The sequence below is a fragment of the Streptomyces sp. NPDC029466 genome, assembly GCF_055574515.1.
This window is the reverse complement of sequence record NZ_JBVHZH010000042.1, coordinates 1-21,301: the sequence shown is the minus strand read 5'-3', so window position 1 is coordinate 21,301 and position 21,301 is coordinate 1. Positions and strand designations below refer to the sequence as shown.

Here is a 21,301-nt window from a genome sequence, read left to right as displayed (position 1 = left end):
AACCGGAACGTACCCGCTCCCGTCCCCCACGAAAACCGGCCCGGCAGGCGCACCCGCAGGGGCCAACTCCGTTGTGGCGTACGGGTTCTCAGTCCTCCGGCCCGTACCACAGCGTCGTCATATTGCAGAACTCCCGCATGCCGTGCCCGGAGAGCTCCCGTCCGTAGCCGGAGCGCTTGGCGCCGCCGAACGGGAGGCCCGGGTGGGAGGCCGTCATCCCGTTGAAGAAGACCCCGCCGGCCTGAAGATCGCGGGCCAGCCGGTCCTGTTCCTCGGGGTCCCGGGTCCAGGCATTGGAACTGAGCCCGAACGGTGTGTCGTTGGCGATCCGCACCGCCTCGTCCACGTCGGCGACGCGGTAGAGCGTGGCGACCGGCCCGAACGCCTCCTCCTGGTCGATGCGCATCTCGGAGGTGATGCCGGACAGCACCGTCGGCTCATAGAACCAGCCCGCGCGGTGCTGCGGTGGCCGCTGGCCGCCGCACAGGGCGGTGGCGCCCTTGTGGACCGCGTCATCGACGAGCTCCTCCAGGTCGGAGCGGCCCTGTTCGCTGGAGAGCGGCCCGATATCGGTGTTCTCATCCAGCGGGTCGCCGACCGTCAGTGCGGCCATCCGGCTGGTGAACCGCTCGGCGAACGCGTCGTAGACGTCCTCGTGCACGATGAACCGCTTGGCCGCGATACACGACTGCCCGTTGTTCTGGACGCGCGCGGTGACGCCGACGCGGGCCGCCTTGTCGAGATCGGCGGAGGGAAGCACGAGGAACGGGTCGCTGCCGCCCAGTTCGAGGACGGTCTTCTTGACCTCGTCGCCGGAGACGGCGGCCACCGCGCGGCCGGCCGGTTCGCTGCCGGTGAGGGTCGCGGCGGCGATCCGCGGGTCGCGCAGGATGTCCTCGACGGCGCCGGAACCGATCAGCAGGGTCTGGAAACAGCCCTCGGGGTAACCGGCACGGCGGAAGAGTTCCTCGATGTACAGGGCGGTCTGCGGGACGTTCGAGGCGTGCTTGAGCAGCCCGGTGTTGCCCGCCATCAGGGCGGGCGCGGCGAACCGTACGACCTGCCAGAGCGGGAAGTTCCAGGGCATCACCGCGAGCACGGTGCCGAGGGGGCGGTAGCGCACCACGGCGCGCCGCGCGCCGGAGTCGCTGACGTCGGCGGGGTCGGGGTGCTCATCGGCGAGCAGCGCCTCGGCGTGGGTGGCGTACCAGCGCATGGTCTTGGCGCACTTCGCGGCCTCCGCGCGCGCCTGGGCCAGCGGTTTGCCCATCTCCGTGGTCATCGTGCGGGCGATGCCGTCCTGGTCGGCGTCGAGCAGGTCGGCGGCCTTGAGGAGCAGTTCCCCGCGGCGGGCGAAGCTCGTGGTCCGGTGCTCCTGGAAAGCCTGCTCCGCCCGGACCAGATGATCTTCGATCTCGCCCGCGTTGAGCGCGTCGAAGGTCTTCAGGGTCTCGCCGGTGGCCGGGTTGACCGTGGCGATGGCCATGATCAGCACCTCCTTGGTGGTGCGGGGACGTGGTACCCGCGGTATACGGGGCGATAGTCCGGGCGGCTCCTAGGAGAGCGGCGAAGGAGCCGGGGACGGCTCCGGGACCGGGTCGGGATCGGGTCCGGGCGGACGGGGTATCGGCGACGGTTCCGGCGGTATGGGTTCGGGCGGCGCGGGCGGGACCGGCGGGCCGGGGAGCGGGTCCGGGACGGGGTTCGGCGGTGGTCCCCCCGGATCCGGGGTCGGTTGCGGATCTCGGTCGAGCGTGCGCTCACTGCACGTATACGGTTGCCGCTGCACTGCGGGCCTCCAGAATGAGACGGCTAGTGGCACATCAGCCCCCGTACCCGAGTTTCGCCCGTCCATGGCCCCGGCGCACGGCGGATTGCCGCGGACGGGTTGCGGACGGGCGGGGCACGGCGTATATGACCCGATCGGGCGTCGCCGGGCAGGCCGGTCACGTCCTACCGTGCGGTCATGCCCATGACGTGGACCGGGACACGGCCGAGGTTGAAGACGAGGACGAGGACGACGCCGCGCCTGGCGGGGACCGGCGGCGGGGTCGGGGGTGTGGTGGTGGCGCTGCGGGCGAGGGGCCGCGGCAGGGGCCTGGCACTACGGGCGAGGCCCCGGAGCAGGACCGAGGGCGGGACGCTGCCCGCGAGGACCCGGATCTGGGCCGGGGCCGGGGCTCTGTCGGGGAGCGCCCGGCGCAGGCTCGGCGCCGGGGTCATGGCGCTGCTGTCGGCGGCCGGCGTGGCGCTGGGTGCGCCTGCCGCCCCCGGTGCGGCGGCCGCGCCGCCCGCCGTCGCTCCCGGCCCCGGCGTCCCCCTCCCCGCCGCCATGGCCGACACCGGCGGCGGCAGCCAGCTGATCACCGCCCGCGCGCGGACCCTCGACGCCACCACGGGGACCGTGCAGTGGTGGCAGCGGCACAACGGCCGCTGGCAACTGAGGGGTTCGGCGCCGGCCCGCTTCGGAGCCGGCGGACTGGCCGAGGGCGGCAGCCGGGTGCAGGGCACCTCGACCACCCCGACCGGCCTGTACGACCTGCCATTCGGCTTCGGGACCGCCCCTGCACCACCCGGCACCACGGTCCCGTACCGCAGGGTCGGCGCGCACTCCTGGTGGTGCGAGGACAACGCCTCCGCCTCCTACAACCGCTGGGTGGACCCGCTGCCCCCGGACTGCGCGGCCACTGAGGCCGAGCGGCTGGCCGGCTATCCGACGCAGTACAGCCGGGCCCTGGTCATCGGCTTCAACTACTACCGCCCGGTGCGCGGCCGCGGAGCCGGAATCTTCCTCCACGTCCACGGGAAGGGCGCCACGGCCGGCTGTGTCTCCGTACCGGCCGGGGCGATGGCGCGCATCCTGTCCTGGGTACGACCGTCCGCACATCCGCATATGGCCATCGGCACGGCGTCCGGAGCAACGGCGCTGACTCGCTACTGACCGGGGGCGCGGGGCGAGGCGTGCCACGTACAACCACACCAAGCGCGAACTGACCGGCCGGATCCGGGAGTCGGGCCCGCCGGCCGGGCTGGTGTACGACCTCCACGGCGCCACGAGCGTGGTCGGACCGGACGACGCGGAGGCCGATCTCACCGCGCGCTCGACGGGCCACGTCCTGGCTCCCAGGGGCCCCTCACGGCTGTGGGTCGCGGGCGTCGTAGCGGGCGAAGGCACGGCGGCCGAGGCCGAGGGCCGTTACGGTCAGGATGCAGGCCAGGCCGCCGCCGATGACCGCGGTGGCCGGGGAGGTCAGGTCGGCCGCGGAGCCGGCGAGGAAGTCGCCGAGGCGGGGGCCGCCGGCGACCACCACGATGAAGACGCCCTGGAGCCGGCCGCGCATCGCGTCCGGTGTCGCCGCCTGAAGCATGGTGCTGCGGAAGACCATCGAGACGGTGTCCGCGCAGCCGGCCACGGCCAGGAAGAACAGCCCCAGCCACAACTGCCGGGAGAGCCCGAAGCAGGCGATGGCCGCGCCCCAGCAGGCCACCGCGATCAGGATGGCCAGACCGTGCCGGCGGATCCCGCCGAGCCAGCCGGAGAACAGCCCGCCCAATACGGCGCCCACCGCGGGCGCGGCGACCAGCAGGCCGACGGTCTTGGCGTCCCCGCCGAACCAGAGCACCGCGACCGCCGGGAACAGTGCGCGCGGCTGGGCGAGCACCATCGCCGCCAGGTCGGAGAAGAACGTCATCCGCAGATTCGGACGGGTGGCGAGAAAGCGCAGGCCGTCCAGTACGGAGGCCCGGCGCCGCGGCCCCTCCCCCTGGTCGGGCCGCATGGACGGCAGCCGCCACATCGCGTAGAGCGAGCCGCTGAAGGCCACCACGTCGATCAGATACGCGGTCTGATAGCCCCACAGCCCCACGATGACCCCGCCCAGCATCGGCCCGCCCATCAGACCGAGGTTGCCGGTCAGGGAGTTGAGGGCGTTGGCGGCCGGCAGCTGTTCGGTGGGCAGCAGCCGTGGGATCATCGAGCTGCGGGCCGGTGAGTTCATCGCGAAGCAGACGGCCTGGAAGGCGACGACGGAATAGAGCAGCCAGACCCGGTGGTATCCGGCCAGCGCGGCGGCGGCCAGCACCAGGGACAGCACGGTCGCGCCCAGGGCGCTGTAGAGGCCCAGCTTGCGGCGGTCGACGGTGTCGGCGATGGCGCCGCCGTACAGCCCGAAGATGACCAGCGGCACCAGGGAGCACAGACCCACCAGGCCGACCGAGAAGGTGGAGTGGGTGAGGGCATAGACCTGGAGGGAGACCGCGAGTGCGGTCATCTGCTGGCCCATCCAGGAGATGGTGTTGCCACACCAGAGACGGCGGTAATCGGGGGAGGTGCGCAGCGGGGTCAGATCGGCGAATATCCGGGAGCGCAGCGGTATTTCGCCCTTTTCGGAGGTCGTTGTAGGGGGCACGCGGCAGTAAAGCATGTGACGGGGGCGCGGGGTGCGCCGGGGCGGGAAGAGGCGCTCCGGCCTCCCGCCCCTTACCCCTTGCCGCTTACCGCTTACCGCTTACCGCTTACCGCTTACCGCTTACCGCTTACCGCCGGAGCGTATGGGCGGTCCCGCTCACCACCGCCACCGAGTAGCCGCGGCGATCTCCTCCGGCTCGCACTCGGCGAAGTGGGCCTCCTCGGCACGCCGGACCGCGAGCACCGCGCCGTGCAGGACCTCGCCCATCGCCTCGTACAGCGGGGCGGACTTCTCCAGCCGGTCGGCCGCCTCGGTGAGGGTGCCGGGGAGCCGTACGATGCCGCGCCGGGCGCGTTCGCGGACGCCGAGGGTGCCGGGGTCGCCGGCGTGCGGGGCCGGCAGCTGGGCCGCGGTCTCGATGCCGTGCAGCCCCGCGGCGAGGACCGCGCCGACCGCGAGATACGGATTGGCGGCGGCGTCGAAGGTCTTGACCTCGGCATGGCCGCCGTCCGGGTCGTCGGGGGCGCCGGTGATCAGGCGCAGCGCCGCCTCCCGGTTCTCCACGCCCCAGCACTGGTAGACGCCCGCCCAGTGCGAGGGCTGCAGCCGCAGATAGCTGGCGGGCGAGGGGCAGCCGATGGCGAGCAGCGCGGGCAGCGCGTTCAGGACGCCGCCGAGGAAGGCCACCGCGTCCGGTGCCAGGCCCCATGAGGCGTCCGGTGTGCGGTGCAGGCTGCTGCCGTCGCGGTACAGACCGAGGTGGAGGTGGCAGCCGTTGCCGACCTGTCCGGCGATGAACGACGGGGCGAACGAGGCACGCAGGCCGTGCCGGACGGAGACGGCGCGGACGGTCTCGCGGACCAGCACCACGTCGTCGGCTGCGCGGACGGGATCGGCCGGGGCGGTGGTGACCTCGAACTGGCCGGGCGCGTACTCGGGGTGGAGCTGGAGGACATCGATGCCCTGGACGGCCAACGCCTCGGTGACATCGCGGAGGTAGTCGGAGAGTTCCACGACCCGGGTCATGCCGTACGCGGGGCCCGCGCAGGGGTAGTCGAATGTCTCGTCCGGGCCGGCGGTGGCCGGGTGGGGCCCGTCCGCGGCGCGGGTAACCACCCATTCCGTTTCGAAGCCCATCCGCAGCTCCAGCCCGGCCGCGGCAGCCCGCTCCACCATCCGCCGGGCGAACTGCCGCTGGCAGGCGGGGTGCGGCCGGCCGAGCTGGTCGTAGCGGTCCGCCGGGGCCCAGGCCCAGCCGGGCTGGGCGGCGAGTACGGTGACGCGGTCCAGGTCGGGGAAGAGCCGCAGGTCACCGTCGGGCCCGCCGAGGTGCTCGGATTCGGTGATGGCGTCGTCGGAGGTGAAGACGTCGAAGACGGGCGACATCCCGACGCCGCGCTCCGCGGCCGCCGGGAGCCGCTGCGCCGGAATGGTCTTGACGCGGACGACGCCGGCGTTGTCCACCCAGGTCAGCGCCACGTTCCGGACGCCTTCCGCCTCCAGCCGCGCCGCCAACTGGCGGGCTTCCTCGCGCTGTTCCGCAGCCCGCGTTCCCATAGAGCCGTCCTCACTCGACCGTGCCGAAGCCTCGGCACCCGTGCCCGCTGATCGCCCTTCCCGGTACGCCTCGGCGCCGACCGGTCAGGAGCAGTTGAACTCGCACCATACGCACTTTCCACTGCCGCGCGGTTCCACACCCCACACGTCCGCCAGGCGGTCCACGAGGAGCAGACCGCGGCCGGAGACACCGGCCTCGCCCGGTTCGCGGCGGCGCGGCAGGCTGCTGGAGTGGTCCTCGACCTCCAGCCGCAGCAGCCGCCCGACGCTGTGCGGCATACGGATGTTGACCACGGCCTCGCCGTCGGTGTGCAGCAGCGCATTGGTGATCAGCTCGTCGGCGACCAGCTCGATCTCCTCCGAACGGTCCGCCGCGCCCCAGGCCCGTACCGCGGCCCGGATCATGTGCCGGGCGGCGGAGAGTCCCTCGGGGTCGGCCGGCGCGATGTGCTGGCGGAAGCGTCCGACGATGTCGTGCTCCGGGGCGCCCAGCCGGCGCAGCAGCAGCAGCGCCATATCGTCCTCACCGGTCCGGTCGCCCGCCGATTCGCAGAGCCGGTCGGCGAGTTGCTGGACGTCCTGGGGGCCGTCGCGGACCTGGCGGGCCAGCTCCCGCATCCCGATGTCCAGGTCGGTACCGGGCTGCTCGACGATGCCGTCGGTGCACAGCAGCAGGGTGTCGCCGGCAGCGAGCTGAACGGTGGTGACCGGGTAGTCGAGCCGCCGGAATTCGGACGAGATACCGAGCGGCAGCCCGCCGGCCACCGGCAGCCGCCGGCAGATGCCCTCGGCGTGCCGCAGCAGCGGGTCGATATGGCCGGCCCGGACGATCCGGGCCGAGCCGGTGCTCAGGTCGGCGTCGACGTAGGTGCAGGTGGCGAAGCGGTCGGTGTCCAGTTCGTTGAGGAAGGCGGAGGCGCGGCCCATGACGGTGGCGGGGGCGTGCCCCTCGGCGGCGTAGGCGCGCAGCACGATCCGCAGCTGGCCCATGAGAGCCGCGGCCTGGGTGTCATGGCCTTGGACGTCGCCGATGACGGCGGCGACCCGGCCGTCGGGCAGCGGGATCACGTCGTACCAGTCGCCGCCGATGTCCCGGCCCATCCGGGCGGAGCGATAGCGGACCGCGATCTGGGCACCGGGGATGCCAGGGATCCGGCGCGGCAGCATGGCCTGCTGGAGGCCGGCGGCGAGATCGTGCTCCTGGTCGTAGAGCATGGCGCGGGCCAGACTCTGCGCGATGCTGCTGCCGAGCGCCACCAGGACGTTGCGCTCCTGGTCGCGGAAGTCGCTCTCCCGCTCGAAGAACAGACCGATCACCCCGATCGGGCGGCCCTGTGCGATCAGCGGCAGATAGGCGGCGGAGTTGACGTTCAGCGGCTCGATGGCCGGCCACAGCCGGGGCCACTTGTGCCGGAATTCCGCGCGGCTGCCCACATAGCGCGGGGTGAGGGTGCGGACGACTTCGCTCATCGGGAATTCGTCGCCCACCCGCGTGTATTCGAGGTCGGGTACAAAGCTGCCGGCCTTGCCCTCGGAGATCAGCCGGATGCGTCCCGCCTCGACCAGACCCAGGATCACGTTCTCCGCGCCCAGCCGGCTCAGCCCCTGCTCATCGGCGAGCACCGCGATCACTTCACCGACCGTCCTGGCGTGGGCCAGGGCGGCGGTGGTGCGCTCGACGACGCTGGTGTGCCGCCGGCGCTCCTCATCTCCGGCGAGCCGCTCCGCCGCGTGGGTGTATTCGTGGCTGGCGTCGCGGACCACCCCGATGATCCGGCGCGGCCGGCCGGTGCTGTCCCGGCGGATACTGCCCTGGCTGTGCGTCCAGCGCAGCTCACCGTCGCGCAGCCGGACCCGGAAGTAGGCGCCGTAGGAGTCGCTGCCGTCCTTGAGCGCCCGGGCGACCAGGGCGTCGAGACGGGCCGCCTCATGGGCCGGGACGCGTCTGTTGAGGGTGGCCGGGCGGTCGTCGTACTCCGCCGGGAGCATGTCGAAGACCTCGAGGGCGGGCGGGTCCATATGCATCAGCCCGCTGTCGAGGTCCCAGTCGAAGCCGCCCATGCCGTTGAGGGCCAGGGTCAGGTCCGGGTGGGCGGGCCAGTCGTCCGGCACCGACACGGTGGGGCGCTTCGCTCCCCGGTCAGCCATGTCGTCACTTTGCCACATTCACCCGGATTGCGGCGTCCCCAGTCCGGTTGTCCGCAGCCGCCGCGGCAGCCATCGCACTGTACTGACTCTGCTCTCAGGTTTCCCGCACCACCGCGCCCTGGGCCCAGCCGTACCAGGCTCATACGTCTGCACATGTGCCCCCGCCCGTTGCGATGTTCTCAACACGCTGTTACGGTCCCGGACCATGGAGGACACCCCCGGAGAGCGGGTCGCCGACGATGCCGGAGAAGTCACGGAACGTGTCCGGCAGGTGATCGGCCGGCTCGGATGCAGTCAGCGCGAATTCGCCCGCCGGATCGTGATGGACCCCTCGAAGCTGTCCAGGTCCCTGGGTGGCACCCGGCGTTTCACGCTGGCCGAGATCGTGTGGATCGCCGATATCGGGGCGGTCGACACCGGCTGGCTGCTCGGCGCCCCGGAGCGGCCCGCGGCGCCGGCCGGCCGCGAACCGGTCGCCGCGCCCGAGGGCGGCCGGCCGCTCCAGCTCGTACGGGAGACCGTCCGGCTGATCGCCGAGCACGGCTTCCACGGCGTACGGGTCGCCGATATCGCCGCCGCCTGCGGCACCAGCCCGGCCGCCGTCCACTACCACTTCCCCGGCCGCGACGAGCTGCTGGAAGCGGCGGTGCGCTGGTGCATGGACGAGGACACCGCGCGCCGCGCCGCGGAGTCGGCCGCGGCCCCCGACGCACATGCCGAGCTGCTCCAGCTGATCGCGCTCCAGATCCCGCGCACCGGGCAGCAGCGCCGCCAGTGGCTGGTCTGGCTCGATCTGTGGGCCCAGGCCGCCCGCTCCACCGCCGTGGGGCGGCTGCACGAGCACTACTACCGGCAGTGGCGCACCACCGTCGCCGAGGTCGTACGCCGCGGCGTCGACCAGGGCGTCTTCCGCACCGTCGATCCGGAGTTCACCGCGCTCCGGCTGACCGCACTGATCGACGGCCTGGCCACTCAGGTGCTCGCCACCGCTCCGGACAGCACGGGCCCCGACACCATGCACACCGCTCTGCTGGCCTTCGTGGCGGGCGAACTCACCCCCGCCCCCACGGCCTGACGCCGTTTCCCACCGAGGCCGAGGCACCCACCCCCGTAGAAGGGACCCCCGTGAACCACGAGGTCATCATCACCTGCGCGCTCACCGGCGCCGGTGACACCGTCCGCCGCTCCCCGCACGTCCCCGTGACGCCCGAGCAGATCGCCGCCTCGGCCGTGGAGGCGGCGGCCGCGGGCGCCGCGGTGGTGCACATCCATGTCCGCGACCCCGGCACCGGCGCCCCGTCGCGCGACCCGCGGCTGTACGCCGAGGTGGTGGAGCGGATCAAGGAGACCGGCACCGACGTCGTCATCAACCTCACCGCCGGTATGGGCGGCGACCTGGTGATCGACCCCGACCGGCCGCTGCGACAGCTGCCCGGTACGGACCTGGTGAGCGGCCTGGAGCGGCTGCCGCACGTCGAGGAACTGCTGCCCGACATCTGCACCCTGGACTGCGGCTCGCTCAACTTCGGCGACGGCTCCAACCTCTATGTCTCCACCCCCGACATGCTGCGGGCGGGCGCGAAGCGCATCCAGGAGCTCGGCGTACGGCCCGAGTTGGAGATCTTCGACACCGGTCAGCTGTGGTTCGCCAAGCAGTTGCTGGCCGAGGGGCTGCTGGACGACCCGACCGTCTTCCAGCTGTGCATGGGCATCCCGTGGGGCGCACCGGCCGACCCGGGGGTACTTCAGTCGATGGTGCACATGCTGCCCGAGGGCGCCCGGTGGGCGAGCTTCGCGCTCGGCCGGATGCAGATGCCGTGGGTCGCCCAGTCGATCCTGCTCGGCGGGCATGTGCGGGTGGGCCTGGAGGACAATCTGTACCTCAGCAAGGGTGTCCGGGCCACGAACGGGCAGCTCGTCGAACGCGCCGTCCAGATCACCGAGTTGCTCGGCGCCACGGTCGCCACTCCCGACCGGGCACGGGCCCTCCTGGGCCTCAAGCCCCGCACCTGACCCGCGGCCGCACTCCCCCGTTTCCCGTCCCCTCCCTCCCGCCCCTGGAGCCGCTCCCTCATGCCGGAAACCACCCCTGCCCCCTGTGCCCCCGAGGACGTACGCCGCGTCGCCTGTATCGGCGCCGGAGTGATCGGCGGCGGCTGGGTCGCCCACTTCCTCGCCCGCGGCTACGACGTCACCGCCTGGGACCCGGCCGCGGACGCCGAGGACCGGCTGCGCCGCCTGGTGGCCGCCGCCTGGCCCGCGCTGGAGCAGATAGGTCTGGCCGACGGCGCCTCGCAGGACCGGCTGACGCTCGCCGGCACCCTCGCCGAGGCGGTCGCCGAGGCCGACTTCGTCCAGGAAAGCGCCCCCGAGAAGCTGGAGCTGAAGCGCTCCCTGCTCGCCGAGCTGGCCGCCGCCACCCGGCCGGGCGTGGTCATCGCCTCCTCCACCTCGGGCTACCCGATGACCGATATGCAGACGGCGGCCGGGCACGCCGGCCGCCTCGTCGTCGGCCACCCCTTCAACCCGCCGTACCTCATCCCGCTGGTGGAAGTCGTCGGCGGCGAGCGGACGGACCCCGAGGCCGTCGCCTGGGCCTCCCGCTTCTACGACGTGGCGGGCAAATCCGTGATCACCATGGACCGCGAACTGCCCGGCTTCATCGCCAACCGCCTCCAGGAGGCACTCTGGCGCGAGGCGCTCCACATGGTCGCCAACGGCGAGGCCACGGTCGAGGACATCGACGCCTCGATCACCGAAGGGCCCGGCCTGCGCTGGGCGTTCATGGGCCCCTGCCTGACCTTCGCACTGGCCGGCGGCGAGGGCGGAATGGCCCATATGCTCGACCACTTCGGCCCGTCCCTGAAGTCGCCGTGGACCCGTCTGGAGGCGCCCGAGCTGGACCGTGCGCTGCGCGACGCGATGGTCGACGGCTGCCGGGAGGCCGCGGGCGACCGTACGTACGCGGATCTGGTCGCCGCGCGCGACCAGGGCGTCATCGATGTCCTCCGCGCCACGGGCCGGCTGGGGAGCACCCACCGATGACCGACACCACCACGGACGGCCTGCCCCTCTTCCGCCAGACGGTCCGGGACGAGTGGATCGACTACAACGGCCATCTCAGCGAGGCCTACTACGTCCTGGTCTTCGGCTTCGCGACCGACGCCCTGATGGACGCGGCCGGTCTCGACGCCGCCTACCGGGAGCGCACCGGTTGCTCCCTGTACACGGTCGAGGCCCATGTCCGCTATCTCCACGAGGTCGCCCGCGACAGCCAACTCACGGTCCGCACAAGGGTGTTGGGCGTGGACGGCAAGAAGCTGCGACTGGTCCATGAGATGTTCGCCGGGGAACTCTCCGGCGAACCGGTGGCCACCGAGGAGCTGTTCACCCTGCACCTCGACCAGGCCACCGGCCGCTCGGCCCCGCTGCCCCCGACGGCCCGCGAGCGCCTCACCGGCATCGTCGCGCCGGCGCCGGAGTGGGCGGGGCGCGGTATCCGCGAGGTGTGAGGCGGCGACGGGCCCGGACGGGCGGGGCTGCCGCGGTGGCGACGTCTTGGCCCCGCCCCGCTCCCTCCCGGTGCGATGCTGGACCGGGAGGGAGCCACCTCCCCGCCCACCGAAGGGAAGTGACCATGAGCACCACCCGAGGCCACCGCATCAGCGTCGAAGAAGGGACCGACCACGTCCGCGTCGAGATCGGCGGACAGCTGATCGCCGAGAGCCGGCGCCCGCTGCTGCTCTCCGAGACCGGCTATCCGGTGCGCTACTACCTCCCTCCCGAGGACGTACGCACCGAGCTGCTCGCCCCGTCCGCGACGCATACCGTCTGTCCCTTCAAGGGCACCGCCTCCTACTGGTCGCTCGCCGGCGGTCCGGAGGACATCGTCTGGGCCTACCCCGAGCCACATCCCGAGGTCGCCCGGATCAAGGACCATTTCTGCTTCTACGAGGTCGAGTTGGTCTGAGCCGTGGCAGCCCGGGGCCCCCACCCGGGCGAATAGGAAAGAAACCTAACAATGCCCGCGCGCTCGCCCATACGGCAACGCGCCCGCCCCCCGACGACACCGACCCGCCCACACGGCGCACAATCGAAGCGTGAATGACGCGGACAGCTCCCACGACCGGCCCCTCACGTCCCGCCCGTCCGCCCCGCACCGGGCGGTCGACGAAGGCGGCGATCCGGCCTGCTGGCTGGACCAGGTGTGTGACGCCTGCGGCCGGATCAGAGAACGGCCCGGCAGTGCGGTCTGCGAGCACTGTGGGGCCGGGGCGGAAACGAGCGGTGAGGGCTCGGGCGACGGCGCGGGCGACGACACCGCCTCCGGCTCCGGTGCCCCCGACCCCGCCGGGCCGCGCCGCCGGGACCGTGACGAGGAGGGGCGGGCCCGGAACGCCCGCCCGCGTGACGGGCTCGGCCGGCCGCTGCCGTACGGCTCCCCCGGCGTGGCCCGGCAGCCCGAGGGCGTGCCCCGGACGCCCGCACAGTCGCTGACCGAGGCACAGCGGCTGCTGGACGGCGGGATGCCGTTCCACGCCCATGAGGTCCTGGAGGACGCCTGGAAGGCGGCGCCGGAGTCGGAGCGCGAACTGTGGCGGGGACTCGCCCAGCTCGCGGTGGGTCTCACCCATGCGGCACGTGGCAACACCGTGGGCGGAACGGCGCTGCTCGACCGGGGCGCGCGGGCGATCGCACCGTATGCGGACCCGGCCCCCTACAGGATCGACATCACGGGACTCATGGCCTGGGCCCAGGAACTGACCGGACGGCTGACCAGCTCCGGATCCGTACCGGCGGCGGAGACCGCGCCCCGGCTGCGGCGACGGGAGACATGACCGAAAAGCGCCCCACGGGGGTCCCGGGCCGGGCCGACCCACCGGAGACCCCCTAGGTCACGCCCGTATGTCACGCCCCCAGGGGACCGAGGGCACCGGGCTCCGCCGAAACGCGCGGAGCCGTCGCCGTCGTCGCCCTCTTCGCCGTCGTACCCACCACGGGCCACCGCCCCAGCGGGCCTACGCGGTCCCTCCCCTCCGGCCGCTGCGGTCGCGGGCCTGCCGCCATCGAGCGAGCAGGGGGCCCAAGCCGAGTGCCGCGACGCCGGCGGCGCCCGCCCCGAGGACGAGGGTGGTACGCCAGGGGGCGCCGCCGCGGGCTTCCGCTCCGGTGACCTCGGCAGCCACCGGGCGCATCGGGCCGGCGCCGTCGTCGGTGGCGCGTACGGCGTGCAAGGTGCCCACCGGCTGGGCCGTGCCGGCGGTGCGGAAGCCCCAGTCCAGCAGGGCAGCGGCTTCCTTGTAGACGCCGTTGTACTCCTGCGACTGCGGGTTCAGGACGGTGACCAGGAGGGTGCGGCCGTTCCGGCGCGCGGCGGCGATCAGGGTGTTGCCGGCCTTGCTGGTGTAGCCGTTCTTGACGCCGATGATGCCGGGGTAGCGGGACATCCCGTGCGAGCCGGCCAGCAGACGGTTGGTGTTCTCGATCTGCGTGGCGCCGCCCGCGCCGGGGAACGTGGCGCGGGCGGTGGCGCAGTAGCGGGCGAAGTCCTCGTTGGCGAGCCCGGCGCGGGCGAAGACGGTCAGGTCGTGGGCGGAGGACACCTGACCGGGCGCGTCATAGCCGTCCGGGGACTTGACGGTGGTGTCGCGTGCGCCGAGCTTCCTGGCGGTCTCCTGCATCTCCTCCGCCGTGGTCCGCCAGCCGCCGTTCATCGAGGCCAGCACATGCACCGCGTCGTTGCCGGAGCGCAGGAAGACCCCGCGCCACAGGTCGCCGACGGTGTAGCGGCGGCCCTGCCGGACGCCGACGACACTGCTGCCGGCCCCGACACCGGCGAGGTCGGCGGAGCTGACCCGGCGTACCGTGCCCGCCGAGAACTTCGGCAGGACGGTGACCGCGAACAGCGTCTTGAGGGTGCTGGCCGGGGCGAGCTTGCGGTGCGGGCTCTTCGCGGCCAGCACATTGCCGGTGTCCGCGTCCGCCACCATCCAGGACAGCGCGCTCAGGCCGCTGGGCAGCCGCGCCGTGCCGGGGTCGGTGGGCGCCTGTACCGCGGCGGCGGGCTGACGGGCCGTCGCCCCGTTGGCCGCGGCCGGTATGGACGTCAGCGAGACACCGGCGACGGCGATCAGCGCCACCGCACCGGCCTTCCTGGACACACACGCGTCAATTGCCATGCCGTCACGCTAAGAAGTGGTGCCGCGGACCGCAGCGCGGTTGAGCCAGTCGGCTCAGGGCCGCGCCGAAGCACCGGGCGTGTCGCAACTGCAACAGGTGCAAAGAAGGACCCGCCCGGTGCGACGGGGGATGCACACCGGGCGGGTCTCAGGAACCTTTCTACCGCATGAGCGAACGGTTATGCCTCAAAAACTTGTTCGTTCGCCGATTACCAGGTGACGGGCAGCGAAATCAGGCCACGCGCCCGCAGCGCCCGACGATGCCGCAAATCACCACGCGGGACGGCCAGTCGCAGCTCCGGGAAGCGGCCGAGGAGCGCATCGAGCGCGGTGACGGCCTCCAGCCGGGCCAGCGGAGCACCGAGACAGTGATGGATGCCGTGCCCCATCCCGAGGTGCCCGGAGAGGTCCCGGCCGCGGTCCAGCGTGTCCGGTTCGGGGAAGCGCGCGGGGTCGCGGTTCGCGGACGCGATCGACAGCAGCACGCTCTCCCCGGCCGGGATCCGTACGCCGCCGATCTCCATGTCCTCCATGGGGAAGCGACGGATCGCCACCGGATACGGGTTGTCGAAGCGGAGGAACTCCTCCACGGCCGTCGGCAGTTCGGCCGGATCGCGTTGCAACTGCCGGAGCTGGTCCGGGTGGTCGAGCAGGGCGAGTACCGCATTGCCGATGAGATGGGCCGTGCTCTCGTATCCGGCGAAGAGAATGAGGAAGGCGAGCGAGGTCAGTTCGTCCTCGGTGAGCCGGTCGTCCTCCTCGCCCGGGGCCGCCTCGTCGCGCACCGCGATCAGATCCGAGAGCAAGTCGTCGCCCGGTTCCGCGCGCTTGGCCGCGATCAGTCCGGTGTAGAACGTCAGCATCGCCCCGATCGCCTCCTTCATCAGCTCCGGCCGGCTCGGGTCCGGGGTGATGAGGGCGTCCGACCAGGCCAGGAAATCGGGGCGGTCACGGTGCGGGATGCCCAGCAGATCGCAGATCACGGCGATCGACAGCGGCCCGGCGTAGTCGGCGATCAGCTCCGCGCGGCCGCGCTCCGCCATCGCGTCCAGCAGTTCGTCGGCGATCCGCCGTGCGGGCGCCCGCAGCGCCTCGACCCGGCCCGTGGTGAAGCCCTTGACCACCAGCCGGCGCACCCTGGTGTGGTCCGGCGGGTCCATGTTCAGCAGATTCGCGTCCAGTGCGGGCGGCAGGGCGAAACCGCGGTAACCGTTGGGTGTGGCATGCCGCTTGTCCAGGGAGAGCCGGGGGTCGGCGAGGCCGCGGCGGACGTCGTCGTAACGGGTCACCAGCCAGGCGGGGTTCCCATCGGCTCCGGTGATCCGGTGCACCGGTCCGGCGTCCCGCAGCGCGGCATAGGCGGCGTACGGATCGTCGAGCAGGGGCGTCATATCGATGGGGGCGTCGGGGCCGGTCTCGGCGGTGTTCTGCATGAGCCGACCCTAGGCCGTGCCGTCCATCCTCCCGTCCGGCGCGCGCCATCCGGTGACGGCCCCGAGGGCGGCACCGGTCTCATGGGCCGGTGCCGCCGGGGTGGTACGGGCGGCCCGGACCCCCGTGCCGGGCCACCCCGTCTGTGGTGCTTCCTCAGCCGTGCGCCACGGAGCTCCGCTGGCGCAGTTCGGTGAGTACGGTGTCGATCAGCGGCGAGTGGTAGACATCCGCGACCAGTGCCAAGTGCTCGTACTCCGCGGTGAGTTCGGCCGGATCCGTGCCGTTGGCGACCACCACGCTGTCGGCGCCGTGGTCGGGGACATGGCCCACCGCACGGTTCTCCAGGCCACGGCGGAGCGCGGCGGCCTCCGCGACGGCGGCCAGCTGCCGGTCGTCGAGAGCGACCGCGCGGGCCCGCTCGCGGGCGATGTCGACGGCGTCGGACTCCACATGGCGGCGGATGCCGCGCTGTACGTCCCGGATCTCGGCCATCTGCCGGTTGGCCCGCCACTCCAGGTCGGCGAACGGCCAGCGTACGGACCAGGCCGGGGAGCCCATCGTGACCTCGGGGGTCTGCGCGGTGACGGTCCGCCAGAGCGGGGAGAGCCGGCGCAGCCGGCGCCAGGCGGCGACCCGGGGGCCGGCCGCGGGCAGCGCGAATCCGGCGAGAACCATCAGCGCCGCGACCGAGGCGCTCAACGGGGCCACCCCGTTGGAGAGCCACAGTGCCGGGTGGCCCGTCCAGGACAGGACGAAGCCGATCACCTTGCAGGCGCAGTAGACCAGGCCGAGCCAGCAGCCCGCGGCCAGCACCCGCAGACCGCGCGCCAGGTGGGTGCCGCCGAGTTGCGCGGCGTAACGGGGGCAGAGCGTCCCCAGGGCCGCCGAGCTCAGTCCGAAAATGGCCAGATATAGCACCAGGAAGAGCATGACTCCCGGGGAGTCGGTGTAGGCGGTGCTGAAGTCGCGGGGGTGCTCGACGGCGTCCGGCCGGCCGACCGCGAAGCCGGTGATCGCCACCGCCCACAGCGCGGCCACACTCCCGACGGCGACGCGCGCCCTGCGTCGGGCACGGGCCCGCGCCTGCGCGCCCTCGCCCGCCGTCCAGCGCAGCAGCAACACCAGCGCACCGGCGGCGAACACCACGACGGAGGAGTAGAGGAAGACCATGGCGAGGTTGGCCACGCCCGTGAGCCGGTCGAAGGCGCGGTAGACGCTGGGTGCGGAGAAGAGGAAGACCGTCGCCACCCCGCCGGTCATCACACAGGCCAGCCCCAGGTCCGCGTTGCTGCGGTCCCGGAACCACGCGACGGACTTGTACCCGACGATCGCCCAGGCGGCGACACCGAACGACAGATAGATGACGTCAAACACGCGGACCCCCGTCCTGCGGCGCGCCCGCTCCCGCGCCGTCGGTCCGCTCGTCCCCGGCCGGTGTCTCCTGCCGCCGGATGTGCTGGAGCGCGGGCCCGAGCGCCGCCGCCAGCTCGGCCGCCTGACCCTCCAGGGGCAGGGCGCGTTCGGCCGCGGACGGCGCCACCCGCTCCATCAGGAGCGTGCCGAGCACTTCGGTCTCCCGTTCGGCGAGGTTGTCATAGCCGTGATGCCGGGCGAAGCCCATGGTCAGGCCCATCCGCCGCATGGCGGTGGCGACATCGACGGACGGTGTCCAGAGCTTCAGCGCGTCCTCGGTGACCGCCGGATCCTGGCCGTGTCCCAACAGGAGGTGGCTCAGCTCGTGCAGCACGATGTGCGCCTGGTGCCACGGTGAGGTCTTCAGCTCGTAGAAGACCCAGTAGCCGTCATCGGTGACGGCCGTCATCCCCGAGACCACCCCGCCCAGGCTCATCGGCACCAGATGGACGGGCCGCGCCACCCGCGCGGCGACGATGTCGCACATTCCGCGCAGATCGGTTGTGGCCGGCAGCGCGAGCTCCTTGATGAGCCGCTTGCACCGCCGGCGTATCTGCCCCACTCGCATGCTCGTCCCGTCCTCGTCTCCGACCCGCTGCCAGGAAGAGAAGATCTGGCCGCGCTCAGCGGTCCGCACCGGTTCACTCACCGCGTCGCTCACCGCCCTGCTCCGGCGGATCGGCCGGCAGATTCATCTGCTGCCGGAACTGGGAGATGATCGTCGTCAGACTGTCCTGCACCTCCGGCGGCAGCCCGACGGAGCGCAGCGCGATCGCGCGCACCCGCTGATCCCGCATCGCGGCCAGGAAGCGGACCTCTTCCTCCACCCGCGCGGCCTGCGGCTGCGAGAGGTCCCCCAGCAGATAACCGACCGGTACGGCAAAGAACTTGGCCAGCGCGCGCAGCAGCTCCGGGCTCGGGTTCGTACGCCTGCCGTTGCGCAGCATCGACAGATACTGCTCGGTGACCTTGACCCCGCCGTACTCCTCCGCTCCCCCGCTGATCTCCTCGGCCACAAAGGCGTTGGTATACGGAGCCCCCGGCGGATGCATGTTCGCGAAGAGGTGGTTGAGCCGTTCCGCGAGCACACTGCCCGCCCCCTTGGACCGGCTGTCTCCCCCCACGTTCATGTCTACCGTCCCCCGTCGATTGAGCCCAACGAACAGTTAAGGCCCCGTCACCTCGCGTTCATCCTGACACGCCAGGAACGCGGTGCACCAGTCCACTTACGGACAGTAGGGATCGCTGGACTTAACCGGGAGTTGAGTGACGAAGGGCGCAGGTCATACGGAGCGTCACGCGCAGCACGCCGCCTTCCTTGGCCTCGTCAGAACTCGCCCCTCACCCAACCCCGCCCGCCCACTCCCCTGTTGGCCGCGACTCACCCCCCGCCCACTAAGCTGCCAGCCCATGACGGTGACGAACATGCGCCAAGGAACATGCCCTGCCTGCGGTTCGGAAGAGGTCTACTGCCTGAAGGCGGTCAAGAGGCAGTTCATGGTGGAGCTCGGCTATTGGGGGGCCGAGGACATTCCGAGCAAGGTGCTGGTGTGCGTGGAGTGCGGCCGCTGCGAGCGATACCTCCAGCTCACGGACAAGCACAAGAAGAAGATCAGGGACGAGGCCCAACGCGTACAGGGATGAAAGAGCCGGGCCCGGCCACCGAACAGGAGCTCAAGGCAGTCACCCCGCTGCCGCCCACCCCGGCACCGTCGGCAGCACCTTCTCGGCGACCCGGAGCAGCACCGCGTCGTCCGGCACCGCGCCGTCCGCGCGCCACAGCGACACCTCGAAGGAACCGCCGCTGTCCTTGGCGTCCCGGGCCACGGTGAGGGTGCGGGCCGGGACGCCGGGGCCGCTGTCGGTGTCGCTCCCGTCGAGGCGGAATCTGATGCTGATGGTGCGGTCCGCGTAGACGACCGCCGGGCGGTCCAGAACCGTCTGCTGCCGCGCGCCGTCCCCCAGAAGCGCGGCGGACCCGGCCACCGGGTGACCGTCGTAGGTGGCCGACAGCGTGACGGTGCAGTCCTCGAACTCGACCTGGGCAGACGGAGTGGCGATCTCCTTGCCGTTGCCGAGCTTGACGGAGCTGGCGCTGCCGCCTGCCGTCTTCGCGGTCTGCCCCGGCGTGCCCAGCAGTTCAGCGAGGTCGGGACGGTTCAGCGCCGCGCACAGCTGCGCCCCGGAAACGCGCCGGGACTCCTTCTTGGACTCCCCGCCCGAGCATGTGGCGGGCGGCGGGGCGCTGTCCGAGGACGACGATGTCCCCTGCAACGCCCACAGACCGATACCGAGTGCCGATACCAGTGCCACGGCAGCGACGGCCTGCCCCCACGCGCCCGCACCCTCCGCGCCCGCCCCTTGCGCGGGCGCACCCTTCGCGGGCGCGCCAGAATCGTCCACCATGTCCCCCACCTGCCATGATCCCCCGATAAGTGCCCCCGGACCTTAACCCGCGATCATCAGGTGGACAAGGGAATTCGCCGTCACCACGGCGCCGGCCCTCCCTGGGCGCTCTTGCTGTGGCCCGGTGGCACCGCCGGCTCGGCTCATGGCTCGCCGTCCGGTCCCTAGTCGGCGCGGCCCGTCGCCGCCACCGTCACGCCCAGCCCGATCATGGCGAAGCCGCCCGCCCCGCCGACCATCGACAGACGACGGTCCGAGCGGGCGAACCAGGAACGGGCCGCCGAGGCACCCAGGCCCCACAGGGTGTCCGTGATCAGGCCGATGGCGACCGGGACCAGGCCCAACACCATCATCTGGACGGGGACGTGGCCCGCCGCGTGGTCCACGAACTGTGGCAGCACCGCGGCGAAGAAGACGATGCCCTTCGGGTTGGTGACGCCCACGAAAATCCCGTCCAGGATCGTCCGCAGATCGCCACGCCGCTCACTCGCCGGGGCCTCCATGGCCGCCGCGCGCATCTCTTTGCGGTGCCGGAACGCCTGCACGCCCAGATAGACGAGGTAGGCCGCGCCGGCCATCTTCACGCCCATGAACACCGCCGCCGAGCTCTCCACCAGCGCGCCGAGGCCCCACGCCACAGCAATCACCAGGACGTACGAACCGACCAGGTTGCCGAGGACCGTCGCGAGCGCCGTGCGGCGGCCGTGCGCAAGGGCCCTGCCGATCACGAACAGCACGCTCGGCCCCGGAATCACGATCACCAGCAGCGACATCGCCGCAAACGCGAGAATGCTCTCCGTGGACACCATGTGTCCCCCACCTCCTGAAATGCGTTCCAGGGGCTCATACAAACAGAGGGCGGACCATCCGCTCCAGGCTCATCCACATACCGATATCGCCGGGCACCGGCTGCTCCCCGGGCTCGCTGATGCCCGAAGCGGCCGCGGGAGGTTATGAGGCCAGGCGAGCCCAACCCGGCAGGCACGCACGGCATTTGAGTGGGACGGGCCCGATGCGGAGAGCCCCTGCTCCGCGCCCGAGTGCTCCGGAACGCACAGTAGGGGCCATCCGAAGATGGCCCCTACCTGCGCTTGCACCGTCGGGACGACAGGATTTGAACCTGCGACCCCTTGACCCCCAGTCAAGTGCGCTACCAAGCTGCGCCACGTCCCGGTGCCCGATGCGGCCGGGATGTCCCGGCTGACCGCGCACGAGAACAATACCGCATGTCAGAGGGTGGGGGCTGCCACTTTCCCGGCTCGCGGCGGGGCGGCGGGTGCGAGATGAGTAGCTGTACTCATGCGCCGGTGTCACCGTGCCGCCACGCTACGCGCATGACTACTCCATCGATTCAGCGGCCGACGACCACGGCCTTCTTCGTGCAGGCCGCGATCTCCTTCGGGCTGTCGCTGGTGGCGCTGGTGATCGGGATCATCAAGCTGCCGGTGGGGCCGTGGGAGCGCGGTTTTCTCGCTCTCGGCCTGATTTTCGTGGTGTCGTCGGCGTTCACGCTGGCGAAGTGCGTGCGCGACCGCCAGGAGGTCGAGGAGGTGACGAACCGGGTGGACAAGGCCCGGATCGACAAGCTCCTCATCGAGCAGGACGTCTTCAAGCCGGGGCAGGTCTGACCCCGGCGGGGGGGGGGGGGGGGGGGGGGGGGGGGGGGGGGGTAGGGGGGGGGGGGGGGAGGGTGGGGGGGGGGGGGGGGGGGGGGGGGGGAGGGGGGGGGAGAGGCGCCATCGGGGAGGGGGGGAG

21 protein-coding genes, 1 tRNA gene and 1 pseudogene are annotated in these 21,301 nt (G+C 72.1%); 10 read left to right on the top strand and 13 right to left on the bottom strand.

The features are described from left to right. Positions 1-88: 88 nt before the first annotated feature. Positions 89-1,486 (bottom strand): NADP-dependent succinic semialdehyde dehydrogenase, encoded by a 1,398-nt coding sequence (locus ACZ4XD_RS27945; protein ID WP_468046537.1) that lies wholly within the window; start codon positions 1,484-1,486, stop codon positions 89-91. A gap of 467 nt (positions 1,487-1,953) precedes the next feature. Next, complete coding sequence (locus ACZ4XD_RS27940) at positions 1,954-2,223, bottom strand: hypothetical protein (protein ID WP_468046535.1); 270 nt, start codon at positions 2,221-2,223, stop codon at positions 1,954-1,956. On the opposite strand from ACZ4XD_RS27940, the gene ACZ4XD_RS27935 reads away from it, so the two are divergent. Then, positions 2,222-2,941 carry a L,D-transpeptidase family protein gene (locus tag ACZ4XD_RS27935; protein ID WP_468046533.1) on the top strand — a complete coding sequence of 240 codons (720 nt, stop codon included), beginning with the start codon at positions 2,222-2,224 and terminating at the stop codon, positions 2,939-2,941. The two genes, ACZ4XD_RS27940 and ACZ4XD_RS27935, sit on opposite strands and share 2 nt — an antisense overlap. A gap of 28 nt (positions 2,942-2,969) precedes the next feature. Then, positions 2,970-3,089: pseudogene (locus tag ACZ4XD_RS27930) on the top strand (M81 family metallopeptidase); the annotation flags it as partial. A gap of 45 nt (positions 3,090-3,134) precedes the next feature. Here the strand turns inward: ACZ4XD_RS27930 and ACZ4XD_RS27925 are convergent. From ACZ4XD_RS27925 to ACZ4XD_RS27915, 3 genes are all read right to left on the bottom strand, one after another. Next, a complete protein-coding gene (locus ACZ4XD_RS27925) occupies positions 3,135-4,424 on the bottom strand; it encodes an MFS transporter (RefSeq protein WP_468046531.1) in 1,290 nt (429 codons plus the stop codon). A 141-nt stretch (positions 4,425-4,565) separates the two neighbouring features. After that, positions 4,566-5,966, bottom strand: coding sequence for a glutamine synthetase family protein (locus ACZ4XD_RS27920; protein WP_468046529.1), 1,401 nt, complete (start codon positions 5,964-5,966; stop codon positions 4,566-4,568). 84 nt (positions 5,967-6,050) lie between these two features. Continuing rightward, positions 6,051-8,114: a SpoIIE family protein phosphatase gene (locus ACZ4XD_RS27915; RefSeq protein ID WP_468046527.1), complete on the bottom strand. Its 2,064-nt coding sequence runs from the start codon at positions 8,112-8,114 to the stop codon at positions 6,051-6,053. Positions 8,115-8,319: 205 nt separating this feature from the next. On the opposite strand from ACZ4XD_RS27915, the gene ACZ4XD_RS27910 reads away from it, so the two are divergent. The 6 genes from ACZ4XD_RS27910 to ACZ4XD_RS27885 all read left to right on the top strand — a co-directional run bounded on the left by ACZ4XD_RS27910 (position 8,320) and on the right by ACZ4XD_RS27885 (position 12,952). Beyond that, complete coding sequence (locus ACZ4XD_RS27910) at positions 8,320-9,189, top strand: TetR/AcrR family transcriptional regulator (protein WP_468046525.1); 870 nt, start codon at positions 8,320-8,322, stop codon at positions 9,187-9,189. A 50-nt stretch (positions 9,190-9,239) separates the two neighbouring features. After that, positions 9,240-10,127 (top strand): beta-keto acid cleavage family enzyme, encoded by an 888-nt coding sequence (locus tag ACZ4XD_RS27905; protein WP_468046524.1) that lies wholly within the window; start codon positions 9,240-9,242, stop codon positions 10,125-10,127. A 60-nt stretch (positions 10,128-10,187) separates the two neighbouring features. Beyond that, positions 10,188-11,159 (top strand): 3-hydroxyacyl-CoA dehydrogenase NAD-binding domain-containing protein, encoded by a 972-nt coding sequence (locus tag ACZ4XD_RS27900; RefSeq protein WP_468046522.1) that lies wholly within the window; start codon positions 10,188-10,190, stop codon positions 11,157-11,159. Next, a complete protein-coding gene (locus ACZ4XD_RS27895) occupies positions 11,156-11,626 on the top strand; it encodes a thioesterase family protein (RefSeq protein ID WP_468046520.1) in 471 nt (156 codons plus the stop codon). Before ACZ4XD_RS27900 ends, ACZ4XD_RS27895 begins: the two co-directional genes overlap by 4 nt. 125 nt (positions 11,627-11,751) lie before the next feature. Next, positions 11,752-12,084: a DUF427 domain-containing protein gene (locus tag ACZ4XD_RS27890; RefSeq protein ID WP_468046518.1), complete on the top strand. Its 333-nt coding sequence runs from the start codon at positions 11,752-11,754 to the stop codon at positions 12,082-12,084. Positions 12,085-12,214: 130 nt separating this feature from the next. Then, positions 12,215-12,952, top strand: coding sequence for a DUF309 domain-containing protein (locus ACZ4XD_RS27885; protein WP_468046516.1), 738 nt, complete (start codon positions 12,215-12,217; stop codon positions 12,950-12,952). 180 nt (positions 12,953-13,132) lie between these two features. Here ACZ4XD_RS27885 and ACZ4XD_RS27880 read toward each other — a convergent pair whose 3' ends face one another. From ACZ4XD_RS27880 to ACZ4XD_RS27860, 5 genes are all read right to left on the bottom strand, one after another. Further along, the gene (locus ACZ4XD_RS27880) at positions 13,133-14,293 is read right to left on the bottom strand and encodes a D-alanyl-D-alanine carboxypeptidase family protein (protein WP_468046514.1); all 1,161 of its coding nucleotides are present in this window, start codon (positions 14,291-14,293) and stop codon (positions 13,133-13,135) included. A gap of 209 nt (positions 14,294-14,502) precedes the next feature. Then, positions 14,503-15,726 carry a cytochrome P450 family protein gene (locus ACZ4XD_RS27875; RefSeq protein ID WP_468046512.1) on the bottom strand — a complete coding sequence of 408 codons (1,224 nt, stop codon included), beginning with the start codon at positions 15,724-15,726 and terminating at the stop codon, positions 14,503-14,505. Positions 15,727-15,880: 154 nt separating this feature from the next. Further along, positions 15,881-17,101, bottom strand: a complete 1,221-nt coding sequence (locus ACZ4XD_RS27870; protein ID WP_468046510.1) for an MAB_1171c family putative transporter — start codon at positions 17,099-17,101, stop codon at positions 15,881-15,883. After that, on the bottom strand, positions 17,094-17,702 hold the full coding sequence (locus tag ACZ4XD_RS27865; RefSeq protein ID WP_245698946.1) for a hypothetical protein: 609 nt from the start codon (positions 17,700-17,702) through the stop codon (positions 17,094-17,096). The genes ACZ4XD_RS27870 and ACZ4XD_RS27865 overlap by 8 nt, the downstream gene beginning before the upstream one ends. A 79-nt stretch (positions 17,703-17,781) precedes the next feature. Further along, positions 17,782-18,270 (bottom strand): helix-turn-helix domain-containing protein, encoded by a 489-nt coding sequence (locus tag ACZ4XD_RS27860; RefSeq protein WP_466856833.1) that lies wholly within the window; start codon positions 18,268-18,270, stop codon positions 17,782-17,784. Positions 18,271-18,550: 280 nt separating this feature from the next. On the opposite strand from ACZ4XD_RS27860, the gene ACZ4XD_RS27855 reads away from it, so the two are divergent. Further along, on the top strand, positions 18,551-18,784 hold the full coding sequence (locus ACZ4XD_RS27855; RefSeq protein ID WP_468046508.1) for a hypothetical protein: 234 nt from the start codon (positions 18,551-18,553) through the stop codon (positions 18,782-18,784). 39 nt (positions 18,785-18,823) lie between these two features. Here ACZ4XD_RS27855 and ACZ4XD_RS27850 read toward each other — a convergent pair whose 3' ends face one another. The 3 genes from ACZ4XD_RS27850 to ACZ4XD_RS27840 form a co-directional block, all read right to left on the bottom strand. Beyond that, positions 18,824-19,546 carry a DUF6215 domain-containing protein gene (locus ACZ4XD_RS27850; protein ID WP_468046506.1) on the bottom strand — a complete coding sequence of 241 codons (723 nt, stop codon included), beginning with the start codon at positions 19,544-19,546 and terminating at the stop codon, positions 18,824-18,826. 164 nt (positions 19,547-19,710) lie between these two features. Then, complete coding sequence (locus ACZ4XD_RS27845; protein WP_042160946.1) at positions 19,711-20,355, bottom strand: LysE family translocator; 645 nt, start codon at positions 20,353-20,355, stop codon at positions 19,711-19,713. Between the two features lie 290 nt (positions 20,356-20,645). After that, a tRNA-Pro gene (locus tag ACZ4XD_RS27840) sits at positions 20,646-20,719 on the bottom strand. A gap of 161 nt (positions 20,720-20,880) precedes the next feature. On the opposite strand from ACZ4XD_RS27840, the gene ACZ4XD_RS27835 reads away from it, so the two are divergent. Beyond that, a complete protein-coding gene (locus tag ACZ4XD_RS27835; RefSeq protein ID WP_085922519.1) occupies positions 20,881-21,174 on the top strand; it encodes a YiaA/YiaB family inner membrane protein in 294 nt (97 codons plus the stop codon). Positions 21,175-21,301: the final 127 nt, after the last annotated feature.